Origin of the sequence: Enterovibrio gelatinilyticus (genome assembly GCF_028683095.1) — a bacterium.
Taxonomy (GTDB): domain Bacteria; phylum Pseudomonadota; class Gammaproteobacteria; order Enterobacterales; family Vibrionaceae; genus Enterovibrio; species Enterovibrio gelatinilyticus.
Genome location: NZ_JAJUBC010000011.1, coordinates 58,974 through 81,287, shown reverse-complemented (window position 1 = coordinate 81,287; position 22,314 = coordinate 58,974). Strand labels below are relative to the sequence as shown.

The window sequence follows — 22,314 nt, the reverse complement described above, 5'->3', positions numbered from 1 at the left end:
AAACCAGCCATCAGGCTGGTTTTTATCATTTAATCATGAGTCGCTAGTGATGTGTTACGCGCCAATCACGCCGCCATCTTTCCGTGTGATTCGCATGACCGTAGAGCGAGGCACTGAGTCACCGCCATCAGGGAAGTGAGAAGGTGCAAGATTCTCACCTGGGTGTTGAACACCCACGAACATGGTTTTTCCATCAGGGGAGAAGGTGAGCCCCGTGATTTCGCAAGCAATTGGACCGGTTAGGAATCGGCGAATCTCGCCCGTTGTAGGGTCAGCACAGAGCATTTGGTTATTGCCCATGCCAGCAAAATTGTCCTTATTGGAGTATTTACCGTCGGTTAATATCCACATGCGGCCTGCAGTATCAAATCCAAGGCCATCAGGGCTATTGAACATGTTGTCTTTGTTGATGTTCGATGTACCCGCCATTAAGCCTTCGTGCACTTCTGGGTTACCAGCCACTACAAACAGATCCCATTCGAAATCAGTCGCTGTGTGGTCGCCGCCTTTCGGTTCCCAACGAATGATATGTCCATAAGGATTTTTTTCACGTGGGTTAGCGACATTCACTGGCTGATTTTCCCTGACCCCACGATATTTGTTATTCGTGAGCGTACAGAAAACGTGCTTGTTATCAGGATGAACAGCCACCCACTCAGGACGATCCATTGTTGTTGCACCAACGTGTGTCGCTGCTTCACGGGCAAAGATCATCACTTCCGCTTGGCTGTTAAATCCATTTTCTGGTGTGAGTCCATTCTTACCAAAAGTAAGCTCTAGCCATTCACCGTTGCCTTTGAGTTCGCCTTCTTTTCCATCCAATTTAGCCACATATAGCGTACCCTCTTCGAGTAAATCTCGATTGGATGCGTGAGTGCCTGGTTTGTATTTGTTCTTCGATACGAACTTATACAAGTGCTCGCCGCGTTCATCATCGCCGAGATAGACGACAACATGACCGTCATCGTTAATGGCCATTGCTGCATTCTCGTGCTTAAAACGGCCCAATGCCGAACGTTTCTTCGGTGTCGAGTTAGGATCCATCGGGTCGATTTCTACCACCCAACCAAAGCGGTGTGGTTCATTGGGGTTTTTGGCTACGTCAAAACGCTCATCATGTTTCCACCAATCGTAACCCCAATCTTTGTCTCGCACCCCATAGCGCTTGTACGTCTTCCCGAGTTCGACCTCTTCAGAGGCCGCGAAGTAACCATTGAAGTTTTCTTCACAGGCAAGGTAGGTTCCCCATGGGGTTTGTCCGTTTGCACAGTTGTTGTATGTCCCCAGTATTTTGGTTCCTGTTGGGTCGGCTTTGGTTTTTAACAAATCATGACCTGCTGCTGGCCCTGTCATTTCCATTGGGGTGTAGGCGGTGAGCTTACGGTTTAGTCGACCATCAAGGTTAACTTGCCATTCACCGTCTTTCTTCACTAACTCAACAATGGAGACCGCATGCGCAGCTTGAGATTTGCGCACATCATCTGCGGAAATGTTTTTACCTTGGTGGGTATAGAGATATTCATTGTTGGTGTATTCGTTGTTGGCAACTAGCACACCGCGAGTCTCTGAGATAGGAAAAAAGGTCATGCCGTCAGTGTTGTCGCCATACTGCATTTCCTGCGCTTTTGAGTCATTGGACTGACTGAAAGCTGGTGAGTTCACGAACAATGGGTCACCCCAAGAAATGAGGCGTTCAGCCACATAGCCTTCAGGCACGACAACCGTATCTGCGGTGGAGGCGGGAATAGCTTTGAAACCCATTAGCGTGCTTTTGTCCATAGAGCCTGCCACGGCCTGTGCAACCGGGCTGGCCGCGAAGAAGGCAACAGAGCCCGCAGCCCCTGTTGCACGAAGGAAATTGCGGCGATTCATCGCTGCATCAATAAAACGGTTGAAGGCTGGCTCTGCGTCCAGTTCACGTTGATCGTTATGTTGGTTATATTCGCTCACGATAACTTCCTTTACGTGTAGTTTGACGGGAATGAAAACGTTTGGTTTAGGCTGCGAAGTTTGCGTAGGAAGTGTTAAGTATTCGTGACTTGCGAATGAACATAAGATGTCATTTTACGAATACTTGATTGGCATTAAGGGAATGGAGAAAGTTCAAATGCAGTAAATTGCATTTTTATATGCCGTTCGTCCCTGTACAATATGATGCATAAATCATTGTAAAAACATGCATCTTTCTCGCCTGTACACACTCAAGTGTGGCGCAAAAAACTGGGCAAGCGTGAAACATTTTGGAGACGAACCATTGAACAATCTTTTGGGCAGCCTTTTATTTATGGCAGTAGTTTCGAGCCCTGCAGCGGCAAATATGCCTGAAGGAAATTCAGAGCTTGGGATGCAAAAAGCCTACACCTGTCAGTTTTGTCATGGCGCGACGGGAATCAGCCCGCGTGACGATTACCCTAATATGAATGGCCAAAACGCAGAATATCTTTTTGACGCCATGATGGCGTATAAAGAGGGCAACCGTGACGGTGCAATGGGTCGATTGATGAAGCAGCAGATGTCAGTGCTGAATACGCAAGATATGGCGGATATTGCTACCTATTACGCTGAACAATCGCGTTAGAAGGCCCAATCACATTGAATATTTGCGGCTTAACGTTGCCGCTGGTAATGTGCCATCCAAACGTCTTCCAAAGGAAACAATCATGGCAATAATCTGGGTTGATGCTGACGCCTGCCCGACGGTGATCAAAGAAGTGTTATATCGTGCAGCAGAACGTACTCAAACCGAATTAGTGCTGGTGGCTAATCAGTCATTGCGTACACCGCCTTCTCGGTTTATTCGTAGTATTCAGGTGGAGAAAGGCTTCGACGTTGCAGACAACGAAATCGTCCAGCGCGTAGAGCGTGGCGATTTGGTGATCACAGCGGATATTCCTTTGGCATCTGAAGTGATAGATAAAGCTGCCGTGGCATTGAACCCAAGAGGTGAACTGTATACGAAGGAGAATATTCGCCAGCGATTGAACATGCGTGACTTTATGGACACGCTGCGCTCAAGCGGTATTCAAACCGGTGGCCCTGCGACAATGAGCCAGCAAGACAGGCAAATGTTTGCGAATGAGTTAGATAAGTTCTTACAGAGAAGCAAAGCAGCCAAATAGTTTACGGCTGATCATAGCTTACGGCTTATCGAAAAAAGGAGCGACGAATCGCTCCTTTTTTGTGTCGGTTGTTTAACGTCAATTCATCCAATGGTCGAATTAGTTAAAGATCTTGCTCCAACAGCCATTAGTACAGGTAACGTTTTTGTTCCAATGTAACTGAGCACGGTGACCTGTTCTAACGTTGTAGTATTGACCATTAGGGCCTTTGAGTCGTGCCCAAGCAATATCACCTGCGTAGTAATAACGCTCATGATTTCCATGTTGTTCGTAGTATTTACCACCACTGCTGATGGAGATACTGCGAAGGTGTGAGCCAGTTTGGTAAAACTCAAGCGTGGTGCCCGGTGGAATGGTGCCGCTGATATTGGCATGTACGCCACGAATCCACTGGTCTTTTGTAAACCAATTTCCGCCACGGCTACCGTGCCAAGCAACGCCGCTGTTATTTGCAGCGTTCGTCAAGAGTGTGTGTACATCAGGGTCATTGTCCACGATAGTGACATTAGCAGCACTCAAATCGCTCTTGTCTGAAGCCACCCAAGCATTCAACGTAAAGTACTCGCTGTTCTCATGTGTAGAATCGTTAACGGTTGGCACGCCAATACGCACTGAGTCTACACCCTGAGGTAAGCTGATCTCGGTCAATGTAGAAGAAATTGTCGCAGAACCGGTTGAGCCATCAGAGAATAGCAAGGCAACCGTATTACGATAATCGCTGTTTAGTACGGCGGATCCGTTTTTCAGTGCGACACTGAGTTTGGTTGTGGCATCGCCTGTGGCTTTGTCAAAGTTGACAGTGAAGTAGGCTGTTGAGCCTTCGTTCACAGAGCTAGATGCCAATGTGATACCTGAAACCTCAGGCTTCAAATCACTTGGAAATAAGGTTTCCTCGTAACATGTATGATCTTCAGATGTCACTGTCCCCATCGCACTGATGCGGCTAGGGAACAACCCGACTTTCTTTTTCTCACCCGTTGATGCTTTTAAGCGGTAGAGATGGTTACTGTTCACATTGCCGGAAACGTTTTGGTTTTTTGCGGCTAAGAGGATTTGACCATTTTGATCCAACGTTGCGGTTGTTACAAAGTCGATAAAGTGGAATGCCTTAAAGGTCAGTGCACCTGTTGTTGTGTTGACGGCGAAGGTGCGCCCATTCGTGACAAACAACAGCTCCCCATCTTGGAAAACAAAATCCCCCCAGCTGGTATACCCACCAGATTTTAGATCGCTAGAGAAATCTGCAAGGTGAGTGGAATCACCTGTGAGCGGGTCGATTTTGAAAATTGTTCTAGAGTCAGAGGCATACAGCTCACCGCTGTCAGGATCAAAGGCCATACGAAGAATTTGTTTTTTCGTTACAGGGCCAGCAACGTGGTTACCCGTGGCTGGATCCATGTAGGCGAGTTGATACGCTTTATTTTTGTTAGCGTGTAAATCTAGGCTTTTAAACTCGTCAGCGCTGACATCTGCTTCTGGCCCTTGAACATAGTAAGAGGTGGGTTGTGGGGCACTTGCATAATACAGGCGATCTGAAATGCGATCATAGGACATGCTTGACGCACTGAATAAGGCACGTGAATGATACTCTTCGCGGTCAACGGCATCAGCATAGTATTTAGAAGACATTTGTTTTGCTTCTTGAATGTCCATCAGCAACCCAACGTGGCCGCGCCCTGCATTCATTGAATAAACATTACCTGCGCAATTTGCGAAGGCTTGAGCAGAGGTCATTGCCCCAGCAAGAATTGCGGTTGTAAGCAGTGTCTTCTTCATCACGATTACCTGTCATCCATGTAAAGAGTGGCCCGGTTCCAGTGTTGTATCCGGTACAAACATATCGTTTAAGGCATGTCCTTGCCCAATGTGCCTTAGCTGACGATACGTAGCGATAATTGGAGACTATTGAAAAGTGGATAACTTTGTTGTCTCAATATAGAGACGTATGGTTTTTTGATGACTTTTAAGGAGTAGCCCATGGAACTTTTGGGGAATAAGCATGAAGAAGGACGTAGGGGTTTGGAGCGTGAGACTCGTTCTTTTGTCAGCATCAGGATGTGAAAAGTAGTAGATTATGTTTTCGTCATGTAATGCGCAAAGAGCATATGTTTTCAAAGGCATGTCTGCATTTTTGACTGGAGACTGGCTGGATGGCTAAGTTGTTCGTCTCTAATGTGAGTTGTTTGTCTCTCTGTTAGTGCTTATCAAAATAGTCCTTACGCCGAATGTATTTGTCCATAAAATGATACGCAATCGGTCGCAATAACCAGCTAACGAGTACACGAATGATGCGAACGATCGAAGGCATATTGTGATGGATGCGATCATTGTGGAGCCATAATAGTTCTCCAACGTGCCAAAATAGAAAAGGAAGTCCGGGCAGGAAGGTGACAATATCTACGTCGCAACATATTCGGTATGTTTTTGATTTTAAGCGGTACTTGTCTTTGAATGTCCAATACCCTGTTGCGGGTTGACCAAATGTCACAACGCGCTTTACGGTATTCGGATACTTTTGCTCAATAATTTCAGCGGCAATAACCGCCATGCTTCCGCCAGATGAATGTCCCGTGAATGACAATCTCTTTCCTCGTTCAATTAATGGCAATATACACGACTCGAGCTTTTCAATCACAGAGACGCCATCAACCTGGCTATTTTCAATGGAATGAATGATGTCTGCCTGCTGGGCGGTTGTAAGGTTAGAAGCGTGTCTTTTTCTATTTTGGGGTATAGCGCGACTAGGTTGCTTTAATAGAAATTGAAACCCCCAATGGACATGACCGGCATAATAAGGGGCGTCGACTCGGCTCGGAAAAACAGCAAGATTAAGGGCCCAATCCCATAGACTATGTGACCCTTTAAACACGACCACTACGTCCCCGTCTTCCTTCCAAAGCACGCGAATAATGGTTTTTCCCCATCGGTTGCGGATATCTCGCCTGCCATGTTCAGAAAAACCGTATTGGCGGTGGTCAAATTGCACAGGGTAAGCATCACGACAAAGAATGGCGTAACGCTCATATTGATAACGCTTGAGTTTTTCTACCTTTGTATACAATGCCTACTCGTGTTTCATTTATTTGCCCATTGGCAGTGTAGCCACTGAAAATGACGATACGACGACAGTGATTTCGTAAGCGATAACACCAAGGCGGCATGAATAACTGTATGAGCAATGAATGAAGAAAAGAGGGCCTGAAGAAGGTCTCGGAGAACACGGGGAAGGTGAAAGGTAATGCCGCTGACAGCGGCATGCTTGATCAATCGTAGTGTTGTAGAAATGGGGTAATGTGGCTGTTGTAGGTGAGTGCTTTAACGGCACTGTGGTTCTTAAGTAGCCATTCGGCTTTTGTGCAGTTTCCAATGCCAATGATGGCTTGCACAAGCAGCTTGAAATCTCTCAACCAACGATCTTTTTGATCCTCACTCCAATCATCACGATAGGTTTCGTGATAGTGCTCCACCCACCAATAAGCACCACGTATAAAGGATGCGACAATGGTGGTTGCTGGGGCAATTTGTTCGTCTTTTCCATCAATGAAATATTCGTCAGCCAGCGGCGTGCCTTGTGAGAAGGCCGCATAGTTGATGCAGTACTTATATAAAGCGAGTTGTAAGGCTGAAGCCGAATCACAATGGTTGAGTGACAGTGTTGTAATCGGCAAATGCTTGGTATTACTGCGAAATAGCTCAACAGTGCGTTTGCCCGGTAAAAGCCGTTCAATCACAAAAAACAAATCGATACTGATGAGTTTATTGCTCAAAATGGTGGTGTCCTTGTTTCTATACTTTGCCTTAGCGCGATCTTGCGAATGAATGACAAAATGATGATGTTAACCAATATAGACGGAGCATACTCTGTCCACCTGTAAAACGGAATCGCTTTGCTAGAAAGCCAACACATAACTCGCTATAAAATCGTAGAAAAACGTGCGCAATGATGCAAAAACATGTCGGCCTTTCAGCACACTCTCTTTCTAAAAATGGTTACCCTCGCAAACCTCGTAACTTACGTGCTACCAAAACGTCGTTCTGAACATACCCAGCATTTATTTTCATTTAATCGTTGAATAATTAGGCGGTTACTAAATGCATCGTACAAGGAGATGGTATGAAAAAGATAATAGCAGGGGCTGCGCTAAGTGCGTGTTTGACAGTGCCAGCATTTGCAGAGAATCACGTCGTTGGTGGATATTTTGCCGATTGGCAGTATGCAAACCCAGAAAATCCTTACACGGTTGCAGACATACCTGCAGAGAACCTTACTCACATTATTTACGCTTTCTTAAGTATGTGTGGCCCACATGAAAGCGCATCAGAAACCGTTCAACAACAGGTTGCCAAAGCCTGTGAAGGCAAAGCGCCATACTCCGCAATCATTGTTGATCAGAAGTCTGCTTTTGATATCGATTTCGGCGATGTGAGCGTGAATGTTCCTTATAAAGGTCATTTTGCACAACTCGCACAATTGAAGAAAGATCACCCAGATTTGACCATTCTGCCTTCGTTTGGTGGCTGGACAATGTCTGAACCCTTCCATGCGATGGCGAAAGACGATGCCGCTATTAAACATTTCGCGAAAACGGCGGTTGAATTAATTGCAGAATACGATTTCTTTGGTGGTATAGATCTTGATTGGGAATATCCTGGTGGCGGTGGTTTGACGACTTCTCCTTGGAACCCTGATACTAAATTGTCTGATGAAGCGAAAGCGTCAGAGCGTGCTGCATTTACTACCTTGGTAACGGCGTTGCGCGGTGAATTGGACACATTGTCAGATAAAACGGGTTCGGAGTACGAACTATCAACGGCTGTTGGCGTTGGACCTAAGGCCACGCAAATCGATTGGAACGCAGTCGCACCAATGATGACCAACATGTTTGCGATGACGTATGACTTCCTGGGTGGCTGGGGCCCTCAAACAGGGCACTTGACCAACTTGCATGCGACAGACCGCAGCTGGTGGGGTATGGGCGCTGATGTGTTCATCAATCAAATGATTGAAGCCGGTATTCCAAAAGACAAGCTGGTTCTAGGTGCAGCATTTTATGGTCGTGGTTGGGAAGGGTCTGAATTCGATGGTACGTTACCTTCGTCTGATTTGGCTTCGGAAAAAGGCGCAAGCTTTGGTTCAGGTGAGCCGGGCTACTTTATGTACTGGGACTTAAAAGCCAATTACACCAAAGACCAAGGTTATGAATATGGCTACGATGAAGAGTCCCATGCTCCGTTCTTGTGGAATTCAGAGAAGAAGGTATTCATTTCTTTTGAAGACCAACGCTCTGTAAAAGCAAAAGCCGAATGGGCGAAACAGCAAGGTCTTGCTGGTGTGTTTACATGGGAGCTATCTGGTGATCCCAATGATGAACTCACGGGTGTGATGCATCAAGTGCTTCGAAGCAAAACCGCGAAGAACTGATTCATACCAATATATAGTCCGTGCTAACACGGCATTGTAGATAGCCGACCAAATCAGAAAGCCCAGCAAAGTTGCTGGGCTTTTTTGTGAGAATCACATTGCTGTTAGAGGCATTTGTTGTGATGGCCATTTTTCACGGGACGTCATTTGGACTGCTCAGTCCGTACTTCTCCTTAAGTAAGGATATGTAGTGAGTGTTGTCTACCAAGAATTGGTTGAACTGAACCACAAGTTCTGGGTGTTGTGTGCTAGATAGATGTCGCGTGCCGGAGAGAAAGGGAAGGTGACGATTTAACGACATAATGGGTGCGTTGGGGGGATATTTGAGCAGCCTAAGGCGAATAACCGCGGTGTTAGTGTAAATACCATCTATTCGTTTCGTTAAAAGCATTTTAATCAGCGCGTCCATGTCTCCAGCTTCAAACACGTTGATCTTTTTTGCTTGGATATCCGAAAGGAAAGGCCAAGGCGTAAAGCCTGAAATCATTCCGATGTTGCGAAGATCTTCTCTTGGGTTGTTATGATCTTGATCCAACATAACGATACCGTCAACAAATGACACAACAGGTTCGCTGTAAACCACCTCGTGACCTTCTTTTAGATTTTGCGACCATCTAGGGTTGTCAGGGTATTTCGCGTCTATGCTGCCAGAGAGAAGACTTCGATATAGGCGTTTTAGCGGCAAAGCTTGGTACTCAAAGTGATATCCGTTTTTCTCTGCAAAGGCATCGAGTAACTCACGATTAAACCCTTGGTAGTCACCATTTTGATAGCTTGAGTAGGGCGAGTAGTCAGGGAAGGGTTGGACACCGATAGTAAAGGTGACTTTTTGAGCGGCCTGAAGATTAGTTGACATCAAGCTCGCTAAAATGAGCAAACCCCAGTTTTGCCATTTGAAAGAAGAAATCTTCATATGCGGCCCATTCTTAACAATAAGAAAAGTATAGTCAGTATTAAGAGTTAGTCGTGACTAAAAATGGCAACATTCAGAAAGACAAAAACCCCGCATGGCGGGGTTTTGTCTTTTACTAGCAAGCAAAGGTGACTTCGTTTTTTCTTGGTATGCGAAGAATATAGTGACGGATGATCGCGCTGTCCAATAAATAACACATACAATTTAAAGGTTGGACAGTACATCACTTTTATAATGTAACCGACTATGTTGCAGGTATTTTTTGGCGACTCATTTCCAGAAATACGCCAATTTTCGGGCAGAATTAAAAATTTATGCTTGTAATGAATTCTTTACACTTGGCGTTTGGAATAGCTCTTACTGACATTCAATACGCTATTTCATTGGTGTTGGTGAGAGGCGGAGTAAGGCACCATCAGACGAATCCGTTAAAAGATAAATGAGACCATCAGGCCCTTCGGCTACATCTCGAATACGACCAAATTTCCCATCCAATAATTTTTCTTGTGCGACAACATATTTACCTTGTTCGTCATCTATCTCTACACGTACTAACAGACCAAACTTCAGCGAACCAAGCAATAAATCACCTTGCCAATTTGGAAAAGCATTTCCTCTTACCATCTCCAAACCTGAGGGGGCGATGGATGGCACCCAATACTCCACGGGTTGTGCCATACCTTCTGCCGCAGTCCCCTGACCGATTGATGACCCTGTTACATAATTCACACCATAAGTAATGGTAGGCCAGCCATAATTAGTACCAGACTCCATGAGGTTGAGCTCATCGCCGCCCTGAGGGCCATGTTCATGTGTCCAGAGAGTCGCGCCATCATTGTCTAAGGTCATGCCTTGTATGTTGCGATGACCGAAGCTGAATATCTCGGGCTTAGACGTAGGGTCTGAGAGAAAAGGATTGTCGAAGGGAATAGACCCATCAAGATTAAGTCTCACTAACGTACCGATGTGAGTATCATTCTGTTGTGCTTTATCTCGATTACCACGATCGCCCAACGCAATGTAAAGATGCTGCTCAGTGGCGAGCAAGCGGCCCCCGTAGTGACGACCACCCGCAACTTTTGGATATTGCTGAAATATCTGGGTGATGTTGGAAAGTGTTTTAGTGTTAGAACTCGTGCCTTCGTCCAGCGTTGCGCTGATAACGCTCGTACCCGATTTTCGATAATTTCCTTTTTCGGCGTACGCGAGGTAGATTTTTCTCGACGTTTTAAAGTCTGGAGATAGTGCTAAACCGAGCAAGCCGCCTTGACCTGAATAATTCAGTTTGTCTGGCAATCCCTTAACGCTCGTCACGACGTGATCCTTCGACACGTGTTTCAACCCACCATTTCGCTCAGAGATGAGCATGGAAGCATCGGGAAGAAAAACCAATGACCAGGGGTGGTTGAGGCCAGTGGTTATCGTGTCGACCGTAAAACTGTGTTTCTGTGATTTGATGGTTTCGCCATGGGCTGGCGTGAGCAACAGCAAGCCAACAGCGAAAAGCAGAAATGCGAATGAGGCAGCGCGTGCAGTCACAATACGACGGAGATGAGGAAAAAGATTGATGGTAAACAATACAATGATCCTTAAAGGTAACCGCGCCAAACAAGCGAAGAGCGCGGTCAAAAAATTAAGTGAATAATGTGTGTCGAATTACGTGAAGTGTTGAGCGAATCGGAATTTCAATCGTCTAACCCCTCGTGATAATCGCTGCACATGATCGGTTAGGTTATTCTTGCTGCTCGTCGTTGAGCCTGATTTTGCATCACTTTCCTTGCTCATGGTGCCTTCAACACGATTGCGACCATTTTGTTTCGCACGGTACAAGAGTTTGTCGACATGACTATGGATGTCAGACAGCGATTGGTCTTTTCCTACCTCGATAACACCAAAACTTGCAGTGACATTAAAGTCATCGCCTTGCTCACTTTGGAACGACAATTCATTGATACGTAGACGCAAGTCTTCTGCGATCACTGAGGCTTTTTCTATGCCACTGTTTGGAAGAAGTAGCATGAATTCCTCGCCACCTACGCGCGCACATATGTCATCACGGCGGAGGTTGTTGTTGAACAACTCTGCAACGCCAACAAGCACTTGATCACCGACTGGGTGTCCATACGTATCGTTAACTTGTTTGAAATGATCAATGTCTAGAAGCAAACAACTGACGGCCATATCACCGGCAGCCATGTCTTTTTGAACACGCTCAAGCTGAGTGCCCAAATAGCGGCGATTGAATAGCCCTGTCAAACTATCTGTGTTGGCGATTTTACCCCAGCGAATACGGCGTCGGTTTACCCAAAGTGCGATGAGAGAGGCAATAATAGCGACACTTATACTCGCAACAATAATGACATTAAGGTATTCCACTTTGTCTTCATTTGTTTTCAATTCAAGCGTTTGTAACACATTGTTCCAGCTTAAATGTTGGTTTTCCGCTTTGAGTTTTTCTAGGTTAAACAGCATTTGTTGTCGCTCTAAACTGTCAACCTGCTCATCTGATGTGAAAGTGTTGAAGCGTTCTTGGTAGTCCAATAACGTCAGATAAGCATTCTTATAGTCTTCCATTCCAAAATGTGCTTTTGACGCTACCAAATAAAGTGCAATTTCGGAGCGATACAGACGGGCCTGCTCCTTGAGCGTTCCCATTAATGGCGTCACCAAATCAATCGCCGCTTGATAGTTATTACTGAGAAGGCTTTCATTGGCTTTTAGGTAATTATATTTACTGATGTAGTAGCGGATGTTTTCGCGTTCACGCAGCGTATCTGTGGCTTTTAAGTAACGCATCATGTTTTTTGAGTCGCCAGATTGCAGGAGTAGATCGGCAATTTGTAGATTGATGCGAAAGCGGTGGGAACCATCACCAAGTACTTCTGCAATCTGCAATGCTTGTTTGTATTCGAGTAAGGCTTGATTTTTGTCGCCTTGTTTTTTTGCCAACTCAGCCATGTCGAGCTTAACCAACAACTGATTAAATGACATTTTACGTTGTCGGAAAAATTGGTATGACTGTTCGAGCAGCAACGAGGCTTTATCAAAGCCATTTAATTGAACCAAGATACCGCCAAGGTTCGATGCAATGCGCTCAATAAGCAGCTCATTGTCGGTATTCTTAGCGGCTTCCAACGAACTCATCAATGCCGCCATAGACACATCGTATTCATTCTGCGCTTTGTAGGCTTGTCCCTTGACCAACAAAATCTCAGCGGTTACTTCAGGGTTGTTGAGCGATTGTGACTCCGAAAGTAGATCGTCAAGCTGTGTGAGAACCAGTGCTTCTTCACCTTTAAGAATGCGCGCTTGGCTGAGCCTTAACTGCATCAAATATCTGTCGGCTTGAAGTAATGGGTCGCTAGCGGTGAGTTCAATGCCTCTGTTCGCCGCTTCAATGGCGCTTTCTGGATCGTTTAAAATTAAGTCAACCGTCGACTTTTGCAAATAATAGCGGGCCAGAAGCGGTAATGGCTGATTCTCTTTTAGCTCAACTTTTTCTAGTTCACTCAACAGGGCTCTCGCCTTGATGGGCACGGAATAAAGGATAGATTGCACGCCATTTAGCGCGCGCTCGAAAGATTGTGTTTTTTCTACGGTAGCGTGAGCATTCACAGTGAAAAGCACTGCTAGCAACAATAGAGCTGAGTGAATGAGAGGTATACGCATTGATTGAGCTTCCCTGACCGACATCGCGATACATAAATAAATGAATTGACGGTTTATTGTGTTTTTAGAGGCTATAGATTACTCAACCGGAAGGTTTCTCCGTGTCTTATTATGAAGACGATTGTTTAATTATTTAAATCATCTCTCGATAAGCGTAGATAGGGATATGACATTTTTCCTGCTGTGGGTTGAAATTGATATCTGGAAAATTGGATACAAACAAAACGCCAAGTCGCCCGTACTTGAATGAAATGGAACCTAGTACGGGCTTTGTCTCAGCTATTGGCTGATTTGCTGATAGATGTCATCTTTGAGCTGCACGCGCCGCATTCGTAAGTGTCTAAAATTGTCATCATCAGTGGGGATTTTTGCCATTTCTAGGCCGCGAATTTTGTGGTCGAGTTGGTGGTACTCATCAACCATTCTGCAGAAGGCTGTATCAGCCATTTTCATTTCGTGAATTTTATCTTTTAACTCTGGGAACTCGAACATGAGTGCGTGATTTTCACCGTGCATAGTCGCTCCTGTAGGTATTTGTTGAACGCCTGACGCTACTGCATAACTCTGCCCACCATTTCAGCAAGGGTGATGCAGGGCTTTTGGTGAACAAGTCGACGTTACTTTGATCTATTTTGCGTTGTGCTCACTGCACAGAGAATAAGAACAATGAAGATGTGATTCTAGTTGCGAAGATTGGGGGATGAAGGCAAGTCTTGAAGGTAAAACGGGTCTTGCAGATAGGACGGGTAGTGATAACTATCCCGTCACTGACGTTAAGGCGTGAACGGCGCTTAGCGTTTGTCTTTGATTGATGCGGCTTCTTTCTTCAACAGCATGATTTTGCTGAATCCTAACTTGTTGAAGTAGCTGTCTCGGTGGTTTTTCACCGCTTTGCCATCCGCAATCACCTCGAGCTGCCTTTCCATTTTTAGAAAGTCAGTGATGTCGATACCTTCCGCTTCTGCAGCAGCTTCGTGTGGAGAGCGGTGCTGACGGTAAGAGAAAGTCATGACTTTGGTTTCGCCTTTGTATTCATACTGGAGTTGGCGTGACATATCTGCACCTTGAACAAATTTTTTAGGTGGCGGAGTATTTATCAGCCACCACTGCAAGTCAATCCCGCGTCACAGAATCAGAGCGAGAAACATAAGATTCGGTAGGCGCCTCGACCTCTTCGCAGGGATTGAACACAATCTGCTCTCCTGCACCTGTCAGCAGCCCAATGGTCGCCGGGGAACCGTCCGGATATAGTAATACCTCACCAACGGCACTGGCATTCACTAAAAGCTGGGGGCTACCGTTGTCAGGACGTCGCCTTTCAATACGCATGCGCTTTCGGCGCGTGAAAATATTGAGGGGTGATTCTGGCCAGAATAGCTTGCGGTCAAACCATTCAAAAACGGACAAATAGGGTTCAGGGAACTGATTGCGAAATCCGCTACACGTAATTTGCCAAATTCTTGGGCTGCCTTTACGAAACCGTATACGAATATCGTACGCAAAGGAGTAATGAACATCTCCCGATAGGATAACGAAGTTTTTCGGTGTTTTGGGGTGTTTGAAGATGTTCAACAGTGCATTGGCAGAACCTGGATGCGCCATCCAGTTTTCTGAATCAGTCGCCAGAGGGTGACCACAGAAGGTGACAATACGCTGAAGCGTTTCAATGAACTTTACACCAAACATCGGCGCAGGCGACACGACCACGACAGCATCGGCGTTGATGACGTTTTGCTGAAAATCCATGAGGGATTCCCAGTCCATTAATCCCGATGGTTTATTGCTACTGGATTCAGATCGCCACCTCCGTGTTCGCGTGTCTAATACAACGACTTTTGGAGTGGTGGGAAGCGTGTAATGCCAATGTTCAAAATGAAGAATAAGCTGGTTAACTTCATTGAGGGAACGTGGTGTGGGTTCCGCCGCGAATTGGGTAATGGTGTGCCAAAAGCCCGAATCAAATGCGTTTGGGTTGTTTCCCCAGCCTTGACAGAAGAAGTATCCAAGCATGGCATTGGTCAAGATATTCTGCGCCAAAGGCGATTCATACACCGCCCGCTCCCAGCCGACAGTCAGGTTAAAATCATCAGTAACATCGTGATCGTCAAAAATCATGTAAGTAGGAATATGCGCAAATAAGCGCCTTACATTTTTTAACCCTGAACAGAATTGAGAAAGTTCCTGTTTCTCTCTCGTCCATCGCAGCTTATGTTCATCACTCAGTCCCTGCATAGCATCGGCGTCAGGAAGGGGAATATGAGACCACAATGAAGGTGACCACACCAAGATATACATTGCGATGAACTCGTTGAAGCTGATCAGGTGGTTTTCCGTGGTATTGGAACTGAAAACAGGTTCAGGGGCTGATTTGAGAAGACGCTTGATCAGCCCATGGTTCACCGTGGTATATGGTAATCGCTCCGTGCGCCCGTAAAGAGGCATGATGTCGGGTACTAATTGACTGCAATGCGTGATGGTGTCGTCGTCAAGCGCTTGATCACGAAGTCCAAGTATGTCGATAGCTTCTCGAATCGCGTACATCATTGGACCGCAGACATCATCGGCGTAGATTTGATCGCCACCCATGATCAGAAGATCTGCGCGATCTTGGACTGTGATTGCATTGTATTTTGTATCGAGAGCCACGAGTGCGTCATCACATCGATGATGAGGATGTCGACATGAACCATGTGCGATATTTTCAGCGCGTGTTGAAATCACAAATGTTGGACGTTTCTCATCGGAGTACAGCAGACCGTCGATGTCCGTCAATAATGAACCTTGGTCAGTCAGAATGTCATATTGGAGTGGGGTATCAATCGGAAACCCTGCGCTTTTGGGGCTATTTTTATCTGGAGTTTCAGCTTCTGTCTCGCTGTCGCGTGAGAATTGAGCGAGCACAATATAACATTGCTGCCCAAGTTGAACTTGCTTATGAGCTTTGAAAGAGGCACGAAAAATGGTGTGCTCACTGTCTGGTGAATACAGTGCAAACTCTGCGTCGAGTGGCGCAGAGGTGACTGCCCAAACACAAAGTTCATGTTGAGTGGATCTTCTTATTATAGGCCCAGCTAAAAACAGGGGCAGCGACGTTGACATGTCAGACTCAGTTATTCAGTTCTAATCTCCTTACTCTACGCGGCGGGAAACAGAATTTGTAGCTTCACAAGTGTAAATCGATGCAAATTCGTTACTTAAGCTTATGGGAATTGGGTGTTCTACCCACTAGGGCCTGCCCCGTTAGGCTGTTTGCATTATTTAGCCAGAGTGCAGCCATGACTTCTTCATTTATGCCCTCTAGCGCGTCCGAAAGTGCAAATTGGGCTTGAATGTGGTTTTGGTGCGCGGCAAGACTTAAGAAATAGATGCCTTTCTCTGTATCCTGATCTGTAATAAATCCATCGTGAAGCATTTTACCTAACGCATATTGCTCTACAGGACTATTGCACAAGGCCAAATCTAGTACCCATTTGAATTCATCGTAGTCTATACCGTGCGTCAACTTCTCACTCTGATAAATGCTACTGGCGTTAAGAGCATTGAGATCAGGCGTATCGTTACAAAAGTCGAGGTAGAGTGTCGACAGTTCGAAGGCGGTTTCTTTGTTCACTGCGGTCACAAAATAGGGCAAAGCCATGTCGCAATTTTGTCTCGGTGAGGCGCCGTGCTGAAGTGTTTTCCAACCTTGATAAAAATCGCTATTAAGAAAAGCCGTTGAATAGTTTTGTTCTGTTGGACATTCGGTGACCAGCGGGAGAGTCTCATCAGAACAACTGGCTGTGCTGGCGATTAACAATGGAAGCAACCACTTCATACTTCGTTCCTTCATACACAAGCAATCTCAAGATGTTTGCTCAGCGAGAATGTGTTGTCAGGTAAGCCGCGCCAAGCAGATACGCCAACAATTCCTTTGCAGTATATGAACAGAGGCTTGTTGGGTTGCGTAGCAAAGTTAGGACTTTTCGGAATGGGTTACGCGCTTGCTCAAGAATTGACACAATGATATTGATGTAAGAAGAAGAGACTTCCTTCGACGGTAAATAATGGAAGAGATGATGAAACAAACAAAGATTCGTTGGGGCATGATTGGTTGTGGAAGTGTTACGGAGCGCAAAAGCGGCCCTGCATTCTGGCAAGTTGACGCTTCGTCGCTGGGCTTAGTCATGGCGCGCCGTGAAGAGCAAGCGAAAGACTATAGTGAGAGACATGGTATTCCTCAATACACAACTGACGTCGCTGAACTGATCAATCATCCCGAGATTGATGCCATTTATGTAGCGACGCCGCCGGATAGTCATCGTGATTACGCCTTGATGGCTGCAAAAGCTGGAAAGCCCTGTGTTGTGGAAAAGCCGATGGCACTGACGACAGCAGAATGTGATGAGATGATTGCTGCGTTTGAACTGGCTAATGTTCCTTTGTTTGTGGCCTACTATCGTCGTTCGCTTCCTCGCTTTAAAACAGTAAGTGAATGGATTAGTCAGGGTAAAATCGGCAAGGTTCGCCATATCCATTGGACGTATCATCGATCGCCAAACCCTGACGATATTGCTGGCGAAACGAATTGGCGAGTCAACCCTCGCCAAGCGGGTGGCGGCTACTTTGTGGATCTTGCTAGCCATGGTTTGAATCTGTTCCAACAATGGTTTGGTGACATAACATTGGCGCAGGGTATTGCGGTTAATCAGCAAGGTTACTATGAGGCGGAGGATGCGGTATCTGCGTCTTTTGCGTTTGAGTCTGGGGTGCTGGGTTCTGGGTATTGGAATTTTGCAGCCGCTACACGAGAAGATCGTGTGGAGATTATTGGAAGTGAAGGTCGCATACTTTGTTCAGTCTTTGGTGATGAAGCCTTTGTGTTGGAAGGCGTCGAGTCGTTGACGTCACTACAAGAAAATCCGGATCCCGTTCAGTATTTTCATGTGGAAAACTTGGTGAAGCATTTAACTGGGCGAGAAACGCACCCAAGTCTTGGAAAGAGTGCGCGAAATACAACGTGGGCCATGGAGCAGATTCTATCTAAATAACGCTGGATTTCACTTTGATCGGGTTGATATGGCTAGAATCGGTTATCAATTAGCCACTTGACTCAAAAAATGCGGCGTATTGTGAATTAGTGCTTGCAAGCCTAGCGCGCATTTCCTAATATCAACCTCGTTCTCAGGAACGCACAATTCCCCCTTAGTTCAGTCGGTAGAACGGCGGACTGTTAATCCGTATGTCGCAAGTTCAAGTCTTGCAGGGGGAGCCAAATTTAAGAAACCCGCCTTCATGGCGGGTTTTTTGCGTTTGGGCGATCGCTACGCGATTTGTCGCAAGCCTAGGCGGCCCCGTTAAGTCTTACAGGGGGAGCCAAATTTAAGAAACCCGCCTTCATGGCGGGTTTTTTGCGTTTGGGCGATCGCAACGCGATGTGTCTATGAATTTTCCGTTACGGGTTAACGGCGGTGGCCTGTAATGTTATATTATAACATTGCGCTCAAGAAAAGCCTGATGGATCATGCTGCTATTGCTTCGAAAAGTATTACTGCCTCTATGTCTTGCTGTCCTTTTGGGTTGGCAAGGCTTTGTGTTTGCAGAACATCAAGCTAGTCACCAACATACATTCCAATCTGATAATCATTGTGCGCTATGTGCGATAGGCCTCCCTTTTACTACTACTGATAATGCCGTTATTGCAGTGGTGAAAGCCGCTGGTTATGCCTCCTTCAACATTCCTTGTTATCTTCCTCAAACCCTCGCGTTGACTCCCAAAGCGCGCGCCCCTCCGCCAGTGTCTCCAACGTTGATATAGAAATTCATTTTTAAAACTGGAGATAACATGCGTAATAAAACTTGTTTTGCGCTCAGTGCAATTGCGTTGGGTATGACGGCTTCTGTGGCTGCGAAAGACGGCGATTTCATTCAACACGACTCTCATCAACATGGTGTTGTTGAATGGCATATGGCTCAGGATGGGAGTGATTTTTTGGTTGAGATCACCGCACCTGGAAGTGACATTGTAGGGTTTGAACATGCGCCAGACAATGGAGAGCAGGAAGCGGCAATACACAAGGCTATCGACATTCTTAAAAAGCCAGACACTTTGGTGGCGTTGAATGCATCCGCCGATTGTAAGCTGGTCGAAACGCGAGTGACGCAAACTCTCGATGACCACGATGACCACGATGACCACAAAGATCATGACCATGATGAACATGCTTCGCACGAAGAGCATCATGATGAACATGCGGATCACGACGACCACAAAGATCATGACCATGATGCACATGCTTCGCACGAAGAGCATCATGATGACCATGCGGATCACGATGACCACAAAGAGCATGACCATGATGCACATGCTTCGCATGAAGATCACCACGACGAACATGCAGATCATGATGACCACAAAGGGCATGACCACGACGGCCATGAAAAGTCAGGCTCATCACATGGTGAGTTTTCGGCTCAGTACACGTATCACTGCGGCAGTCCCGCAAACATAGAGACAGTAGTCACTGACTGGTTCACAGTGTTTGAAAAGACTGAAAAAATCAGCGTTCAAGCCATTACAGATAAAGGTGTTTTGGCGACAGACCTGACTTCAACATCCAATACCATTCGTTTTTAGCTTTGGGGTGGCCTCATTATTGGGGCCTTAAGATATAAAATGCTATTGATTGAAAATCTATGCTTTAAATGGCCAAGGCAGGCCGACTGGCAAATTGATATTCCTCACTTTGAAGTCAAACAAAATGAGAAGGTATTTCTTAAAGGGGCAAGTGGCTGTGGCAAGTCGACGTTACTTGGGCTGATCGCCGGTATAAACGTGGCTGAATCGGGCGTATTGCGTATTTTGGATACCGATCTATCGTCGATGAAAGGTGCAAAAAGAGACGCGTTTCGAGCTGATCACTTGGGCTATATCTTCCAGCAGTTCAATTTGCTGCCATACCTTTCTGTGTTAGATAACGTGACGCTGCCTTGTCGATTTTCTTCAAAAAGAAAGCAAAGAGTTGAGGTCAAGCTAGAAGAGGAAGCAACGCGTTTGCTGCGCGCCTTAGCTTTGCCTGACTCGTGCCTCAATAAGCCAGTGACCGAGCTAAGTATTGGACAGCAGCAACGTGTTGCCGCTGCTCGAGCATTAATTGGACGTCCGGCATTGCTGTTAGCGGATGAACCAACCTCTGCGTTGGATCATGACAGCCGTAATGCGTTTATTACGCTGTTGATGAAAGAATGCGAGCGTGCAGGCACCAGCTTGCTTTTTGTTAGCCATGATCACACGCTTGAATCCCATTTTGACCGCGCCGTGTCTCTGACTGACATTAACCGTGGTGCTATGCAAACGGAGGTGTTGTAGATGGCTATTTTCCGTCTGGCGCTTCAAAGCCTTAACAACCGCAAAGCCACGGCCTTTCTTACCATTTTGACCGTCGCCATCTCTTTGCTGCTGTTGTTAGGTGTAGAGCGTGTTCGAACCCAAGCAAAAGAGAGCTTTGCCAACACCATTTCTGGTACTGATCTTATTGTGGGAGCACGTTCAGGTCAGGTGAATTTGCTGCTCTATTCTGTGTTTCGTATCGGTAATGCAACCAATAATATTGATTGGTCTAGCGTGGAAGAAATACAGCGTAATCCCGCAGTGGCATGGACCATTCCAATTTCGCTTGGAGATTCGCACCGAGGCTTTCGTGTGGTAGGAACTACAGGGGAGTATTTTGAGCATTATAAATATGGCAATAAGCAGCCTATTTCCTTTTCTGAAGGCCAGCCGTTTGAGAGCCTGTTCGACACAGTGATTGGCGCAGAAGTCGCGGCAAAGCTTGGCTATAAAATGGGCGATGACATTGTGATTGCGCACGGCCTGTCAGACGTGAAGTTTAGCCGTCACGACAATTTGCCATTTACCATTACAGGGATTTTAGCGCCAACCGGAACGCCGGTTGACCAGAGCGTACATGTTTCTCTTCCCGCGATTGAAGCCGTGCACGTCGGATGGGAACGTGGTGTGCAGATTGGCAATGGGGTGAACGCTCAAAACATTGACCCTGACAAACTCGAAACAGAGCAAGTCACAGCGTTGTTGGTTGGTTTGAAAAGCAAAATTCAAACCTTTGCTCTGATGCGAACCGTCAACGAATATCCAAGGGAGCCATTAACCGCCATTATGCCGGGGATTGCGCTACATGAGCTTTGGGGGTTAATGTCTGTGGCAGAGCAAGCGCTGTTAGTGGTATCGGGATTTGTGGTGATAGCGGGTTTGTTGGGCATGCTTTCCAGTCTTCTTACTAGCTTGAATGAACGTCGACGAGAAATGGCAATACTGCGGGCTATGGGCGCTAGGCCTGCTCATATCTTTGTGTTGTTGGTGAGCGAGGCGGTATTCTTAACATTGCTGGGAATTATATTGGGTGTACTCGCACTGTTTGTCATTCTCGGCGTCTCTGCGCCTTATGTATTGAGTCAGTACGGGCTCCAACTTTCTTCAACATGGCTGAACACACAAGAACTGACATTGATTGGTATTGTTTTGATCGCAGGCTTTTTAGTGGGTGTATTACCCGCACTGCGCGCTTACCGCCAGTCACTCTCTGATGGAATGACGATACGGATATAACATAATGAAAAAATGGTTTTTACTGTTGGCAACTTGTTTGCCCTTGTTGGCGCAAGCCGACGATACATTGACCCTTGATTGGATTGACCTGATACCGGAAGCAGAGCGCAAGATGTTTGCTGAAAATGGTATGCCCATGATTGATCACAACGGAGACGTCACACAGCAAAATTTAGTGGGAAATATACGTGAAGAACTAAACAACAGTCAGGTGAAAATTCCTGGTTTTGTTATCCCTCTTGAAGGAGACGCCAACACAGTGACCGAGTTTTTACTTGTGCCATTTTTTGGCGCTTGTATTCATGTGCCACCGCCACCACCAAACCAAATTGTGTACGTGAAATTTGAAGCGGGCGCACCAGTGCAAGAGCTTTGGGATGTGGTTTATGTGGTCGGTACGCTCAAGACACAAACTGTTTCGCACGACATCGCCCAAGCGGGTTATTTGCTTGAAGGGGTGACAATAGAACCGTATGACGAATAAGTGATTTGGCTCTTGTATGATTAAATTAAACCGCCCGTGCTAGGGCGGTTTTTTGTTATTACTCGCTAACTTTTCACGTTTATACGTTCAGGTTTGGTGTCAACG

Annotated in this window: 19 protein-coding genes and 1 tRNA gene; 9 read left to right on the top strand and 11 right to left on the bottom strand. The window is 46.1% G+C overall.

Annotated elements, in window-relative coordinates; genetic code table 11:
* Window positions 1-54: 54 nt before the first annotated feature.
* On the bottom strand, window positions 55-1,872 hold the full coding sequence (locus tag LRP50_RS11305; RefSeq protein WP_274164650.1) for a PhoX family protein: 1,818 nt from the start codon (window positions 1,870-1,872) through the stop codon (window positions 55-57).
* Window positions 1,873-2,284: 412 nt separating this feature from the next.
* Here LRP50_RS11305 and LRP50_RS11300 point away from each other — a divergent pair, with 412 nt between their 5' ends.
* Together LRP50_RS11300 and LRP50_RS11295 are read left to right on the top strand one after the other, a co-directional pair.
* Window positions 2,285-2,578: a c-type cytochrome gene (locus LRP50_RS11300; protein WP_274164570.1), complete on the top strand. Its 294-nt coding sequence runs from the start codon at window positions 2,285-2,287 to the stop codon at window positions 2,576-2,578.
* A gap of 82 nt (window positions 2,579-2,660) precedes the next feature.
* Window positions 2,661-3,119 carry a YaiI/YqxD family protein gene (locus tag LRP50_RS11295; protein ID WP_274164569.1) on the top strand — a complete coding sequence of 153 codons (459 nt, stop codon included), beginning with the start codon at window positions 2,661-2,663 and terminating at the stop codon, window positions 3,117-3,119.
* A 99-nt stretch (window positions 3,120-3,218) separates the two neighbouring features.
* Here the strand turns inward: LRP50_RS11295 and LRP50_RS11290 are convergent, their stop codons facing one another.
* The 3 genes from LRP50_RS11290 to LRP50_RS11280 form a co-directional block, all read right to left on the bottom strand.
* A complete protein-coding gene (locus LRP50_RS11290) occupies window positions 3,219-4,895 on the bottom strand; it encodes a hypothetical protein (RefSeq protein ID WP_274164568.1) in 1,677 nt (558 codons plus the stop codon).
* Between the two features lie 418 nt (window positions 4,896-5,313).
* Window positions 5,314-6,180: a lipase family protein gene (locus LRP50_RS11285; RefSeq protein ID WP_274164567.1), complete on the bottom strand. Its 867-nt coding sequence runs from the start codon at window positions 6,178-6,180 to the stop codon at window positions 5,314-5,316.
* Window positions 6,181-6,382: 202 nt separating this feature from the next.
* On the bottom strand, window positions 6,383-6,886 hold the full coding sequence (locus LRP50_RS11280) for a hypothetical protein (protein ID WP_274164566.1): 504 nt from the start codon (window positions 6,884-6,886) through the stop codon (window positions 6,383-6,385).
* Window positions 6,887-7,233: 347 nt separating this feature from the next.
* Here LRP50_RS11280 and LRP50_RS11275 point away from each other — a divergent pair, with 347 nt between their 5' ends.
* Window positions 7,234-8,541 carry a glycoside hydrolase family 18 protein gene (locus tag LRP50_RS11275; RefSeq protein WP_274164565.1) on the top strand — a complete coding sequence of 436 codons (1,308 nt, stop codon included), beginning with the start codon at window positions 7,234-7,236 and terminating at the stop codon, window positions 8,539-8,541.
* Window positions 8,542-8,674: 133 nt separating this feature from the next.
* On the opposite strand, the gene LRP50_RS11270 is transcribed toward LRP50_RS11275, so the two are convergent.
* The 7 genes from LRP50_RS11270 to LRP50_RS11240 form a co-directional block, all read right to left on the bottom strand.
* On the bottom strand, window positions 8,675-9,397 hold the full coding sequence (locus LRP50_RS11270) for a substrate-binding periplasmic protein (RefSeq protein ID WP_274164564.1): 723 nt from the start codon (window positions 9,395-9,397) through the stop codon (window positions 8,675-8,677).
* 432 nt (window positions 9,398-9,829) lie between these two features.
* Window positions 9,830-11,032: a PQQ-dependent sugar dehydrogenase gene (locus LRP50_RS11265; protein WP_274164563.1), complete on the bottom strand. Its 1,203-nt coding sequence runs from the start codon at window positions 11,030-11,032 to the stop codon at window positions 9,830-9,832.
* Between the two features lie 78 nt (window positions 11,033-11,110).
* A complete protein-coding gene (locus LRP50_RS11260) occupies window positions 11,111-13,123 on the bottom strand; it encodes a GGDEF domain-containing protein (RefSeq protein ID WP_274164562.1) in 2,013 nt (670 codons plus the stop codon).
* Window positions 13,124-13,402: 279 nt separating this feature from the next.
* Window positions 13,403-13,639 carry an HP1242/YdcH family protein gene (locus tag LRP50_RS11255; protein ID WP_274164561.1) on the bottom strand — a complete coding sequence of 79 codons (237 nt, stop codon included), beginning with the start codon at window positions 13,637-13,639 and terminating at the stop codon, window positions 13,403-13,405.
* Between the two features lie 275 nt (window positions 13,640-13,914).
* The gene (locus LRP50_RS11250) at window positions 13,915-14,178 is read right to left on the bottom strand and encodes a DUF2960 family protein (protein ID WP_274164560.1); all 264 of its coding nucleotides are present in this window, start codon (window positions 14,176-14,178) and stop codon (window positions 13,915-13,917) included.
* 58 nt (window positions 14,179-14,236) lie between these two features.
* The gene (locus LRP50_RS11245) at window positions 14,237-16,222 is read right to left on the bottom strand and encodes a metallophosphoesterase family protein (RefSeq protein WP_274164559.1); all 1,986 of its coding nucleotides are present in this window, start codon (window positions 16,220-16,222) and stop codon (window positions 14,237-14,239) included.
* Window positions 16,223-16,313: 91 nt separating this feature from the next.
* Window positions 16,314-16,937, bottom strand: coding sequence for an SEL1-like repeat protein (locus LRP50_RS11240; RefSeq protein ID WP_274164558.1), 624 nt, complete (start codon window positions 16,935-16,937; stop codon window positions 16,314-16,316).
* A 241-nt stretch (window positions 16,938-17,178) separates the two neighbouring features.
* Here LRP50_RS11240 and LRP50_RS11235 point away from each other — a divergent pair, with 241 nt between their 5' ends.
* From LRP50_RS11235 to LRP50_RS11210, 6 genes are all read left to right on the top strand, one after another.
* Window positions 17,179-18,150 (top strand): Gfo/Idh/MocA family protein, encoded by a 972-nt coding sequence (locus LRP50_RS11235; protein WP_274164557.1) that lies wholly within the window; start codon window positions 17,179-17,181, stop codon window positions 18,148-18,150.
* A 148-nt stretch (window positions 18,151-18,298) separates the two neighbouring features.
* Window positions 18,299-18,374 (top strand) — tRNA-Asn (locus LRP50_RS11230).
* A gap of 570 nt (window positions 18,375-18,944) precedes the next feature.
* Window positions 18,945-19,736 carry a zinc uptake protein ZrgA gene (zrgA, locus tag LRP50_RS11225; protein ID WP_274164556.1) on the top strand — a complete coding sequence of 264 codons (792 nt, stop codon included), beginning with the start codon at window positions 18,945-18,947 and terminating at the stop codon, window positions 19,734-19,736.
* A gap of 39 nt (window positions 19,737-19,775) precedes the next feature.
* Window positions 19,776-20,468, top strand: coding sequence for an ABC transporter ATP-binding protein (locus LRP50_RS11220; RefSeq protein ID WP_274164555.1), 693 nt, complete (start codon window positions 19,776-19,778; stop codon window positions 20,466-20,468).
* A complete protein-coding gene (locus LRP50_RS11215; RefSeq protein WP_274164554.1) occupies window positions 20,469-21,725 on the top strand; it encodes an ABC transporter permease in 1,257 nt (418 codons plus the stop codon). It begins immediately after the preceding gene.
* 4 nt (window positions 21,726-21,729) lie between these two features.
* Window positions 21,730-22,209 (top strand): DUF3299 domain-containing protein, encoded by a 480-nt coding sequence (locus LRP50_RS11210; RefSeq protein ID WP_274164553.1) that lies wholly within the window; start codon window positions 21,730-21,732, stop codon window positions 22,207-22,209.
* The last annotated feature ends 105 nt before the right edge of the window (window positions 22,210-22,314 follow it).

Coding starts and splice junctions, on each gene's coding strand:
- LRP50_RS11290 (WP_274164568.1), bottom strand. CDS start 4,895: ATGAAGAAGACACTGCTTACAACCGCAATTCTTGCTGGGGCAATGACC.
- LRP50_RS11300 (WP_274164570.1), top strand. CDS start 2,285: ATGGCAGTAGTTTCGAGCCCTGCAGCGGCAAATATGCCTGAAGGAAAT.
- LRP50_RS11295 (WP_274164569.1), top strand. CDS start 2,661: ATGGCAATAATCTGGGTTGATGCTGACGCCTGCCCGACGGTGATCAAA.
- LRP50_RS11215 (WP_274164554.1), top strand. CDS start 20,469: ATGGCTATTTTCCGTCTGGCGCTTCAAAGCCTTAACAACCGCAAAGCC.
- LRP50_RS11260 (WP_274164562.1), bottom strand. CDS start 13,123: ATGCGTATACCTCTCATTCACTCAGCTCTATTGTTGCTAGCAGTGCTT.
- LRP50_RS11235 (WP_274164557.1), top strand. CDS start 17,179: ATGAAACAAACAAAGATTCGTTGGGGCATGATTGGTTGTGGAAGTGTT.
- LRP50_RS11270 (WP_274164564.1), bottom strand. CDS start 9,397: ATGTCAACTAATCTTCAGGCCGCTCAAAAAGTCACCTTTACTATCGGT.
- LRP50_RS11305 (WP_274164650.1), bottom strand. CDS start 1,872: ATGAATCGCCGCAATTTCCTTCGTGCAACAGGGGCTGCGGGCTCTGTT.
- LRP50_RS11220 (WP_274164555.1), top strand. CDS start 19,776: ATGCTATTGATTGAAAATCTATGCTTTAAATGGCCAAGGCAGGCCGAC.
- LRP50_RS11240 (WP_274164558.1), bottom strand. CDS start 16,937: ATGAAGTGGTTGCTTCCATTGTTAATCGCCAGCACAGCCAGTTGTTCT.
- LRP50_RS11250 (WP_274164560.1), bottom strand. CDS start 14,178: ATGTCACGCCAACTCCAGTATGAATACAAAGGCGAAACCAAAGTCATG.
- LRP50_RS11245 (WP_274164559.1), bottom strand. CDS start 16,222: ATGTCAACGTCGCTGCCCCTGTTTTTAGCTGGGCCTATAATAAGAAGA.
- LRP50_RS11275 (WP_274164565.1), top strand. CDS start 7,234: ATGAAAAAGATAATAGCAGGGGCTGCGCTAAGTGCGTGTTTGACAGTG.
- zrgA (WP_274164556.1), top strand. CDS start 18,945: ATGCGTAATAAAACTTGTTTTGCGCTCAGTGCAATTGCGTTGGGTATG.
- LRP50_RS11255 (WP_274164561.1), bottom strand. CDS start 13,639: ATGCACGGTGAAAATCACGCACTCATGTTCGAGTTCCCAGAGTTAAAA.
- LRP50_RS11210 (WP_274164553.1), top strand. CDS start 21,730: ATGAAAAAATGGTTTTTACTGTTGGCAACTTGTTTGCCCTTGTTGGCG.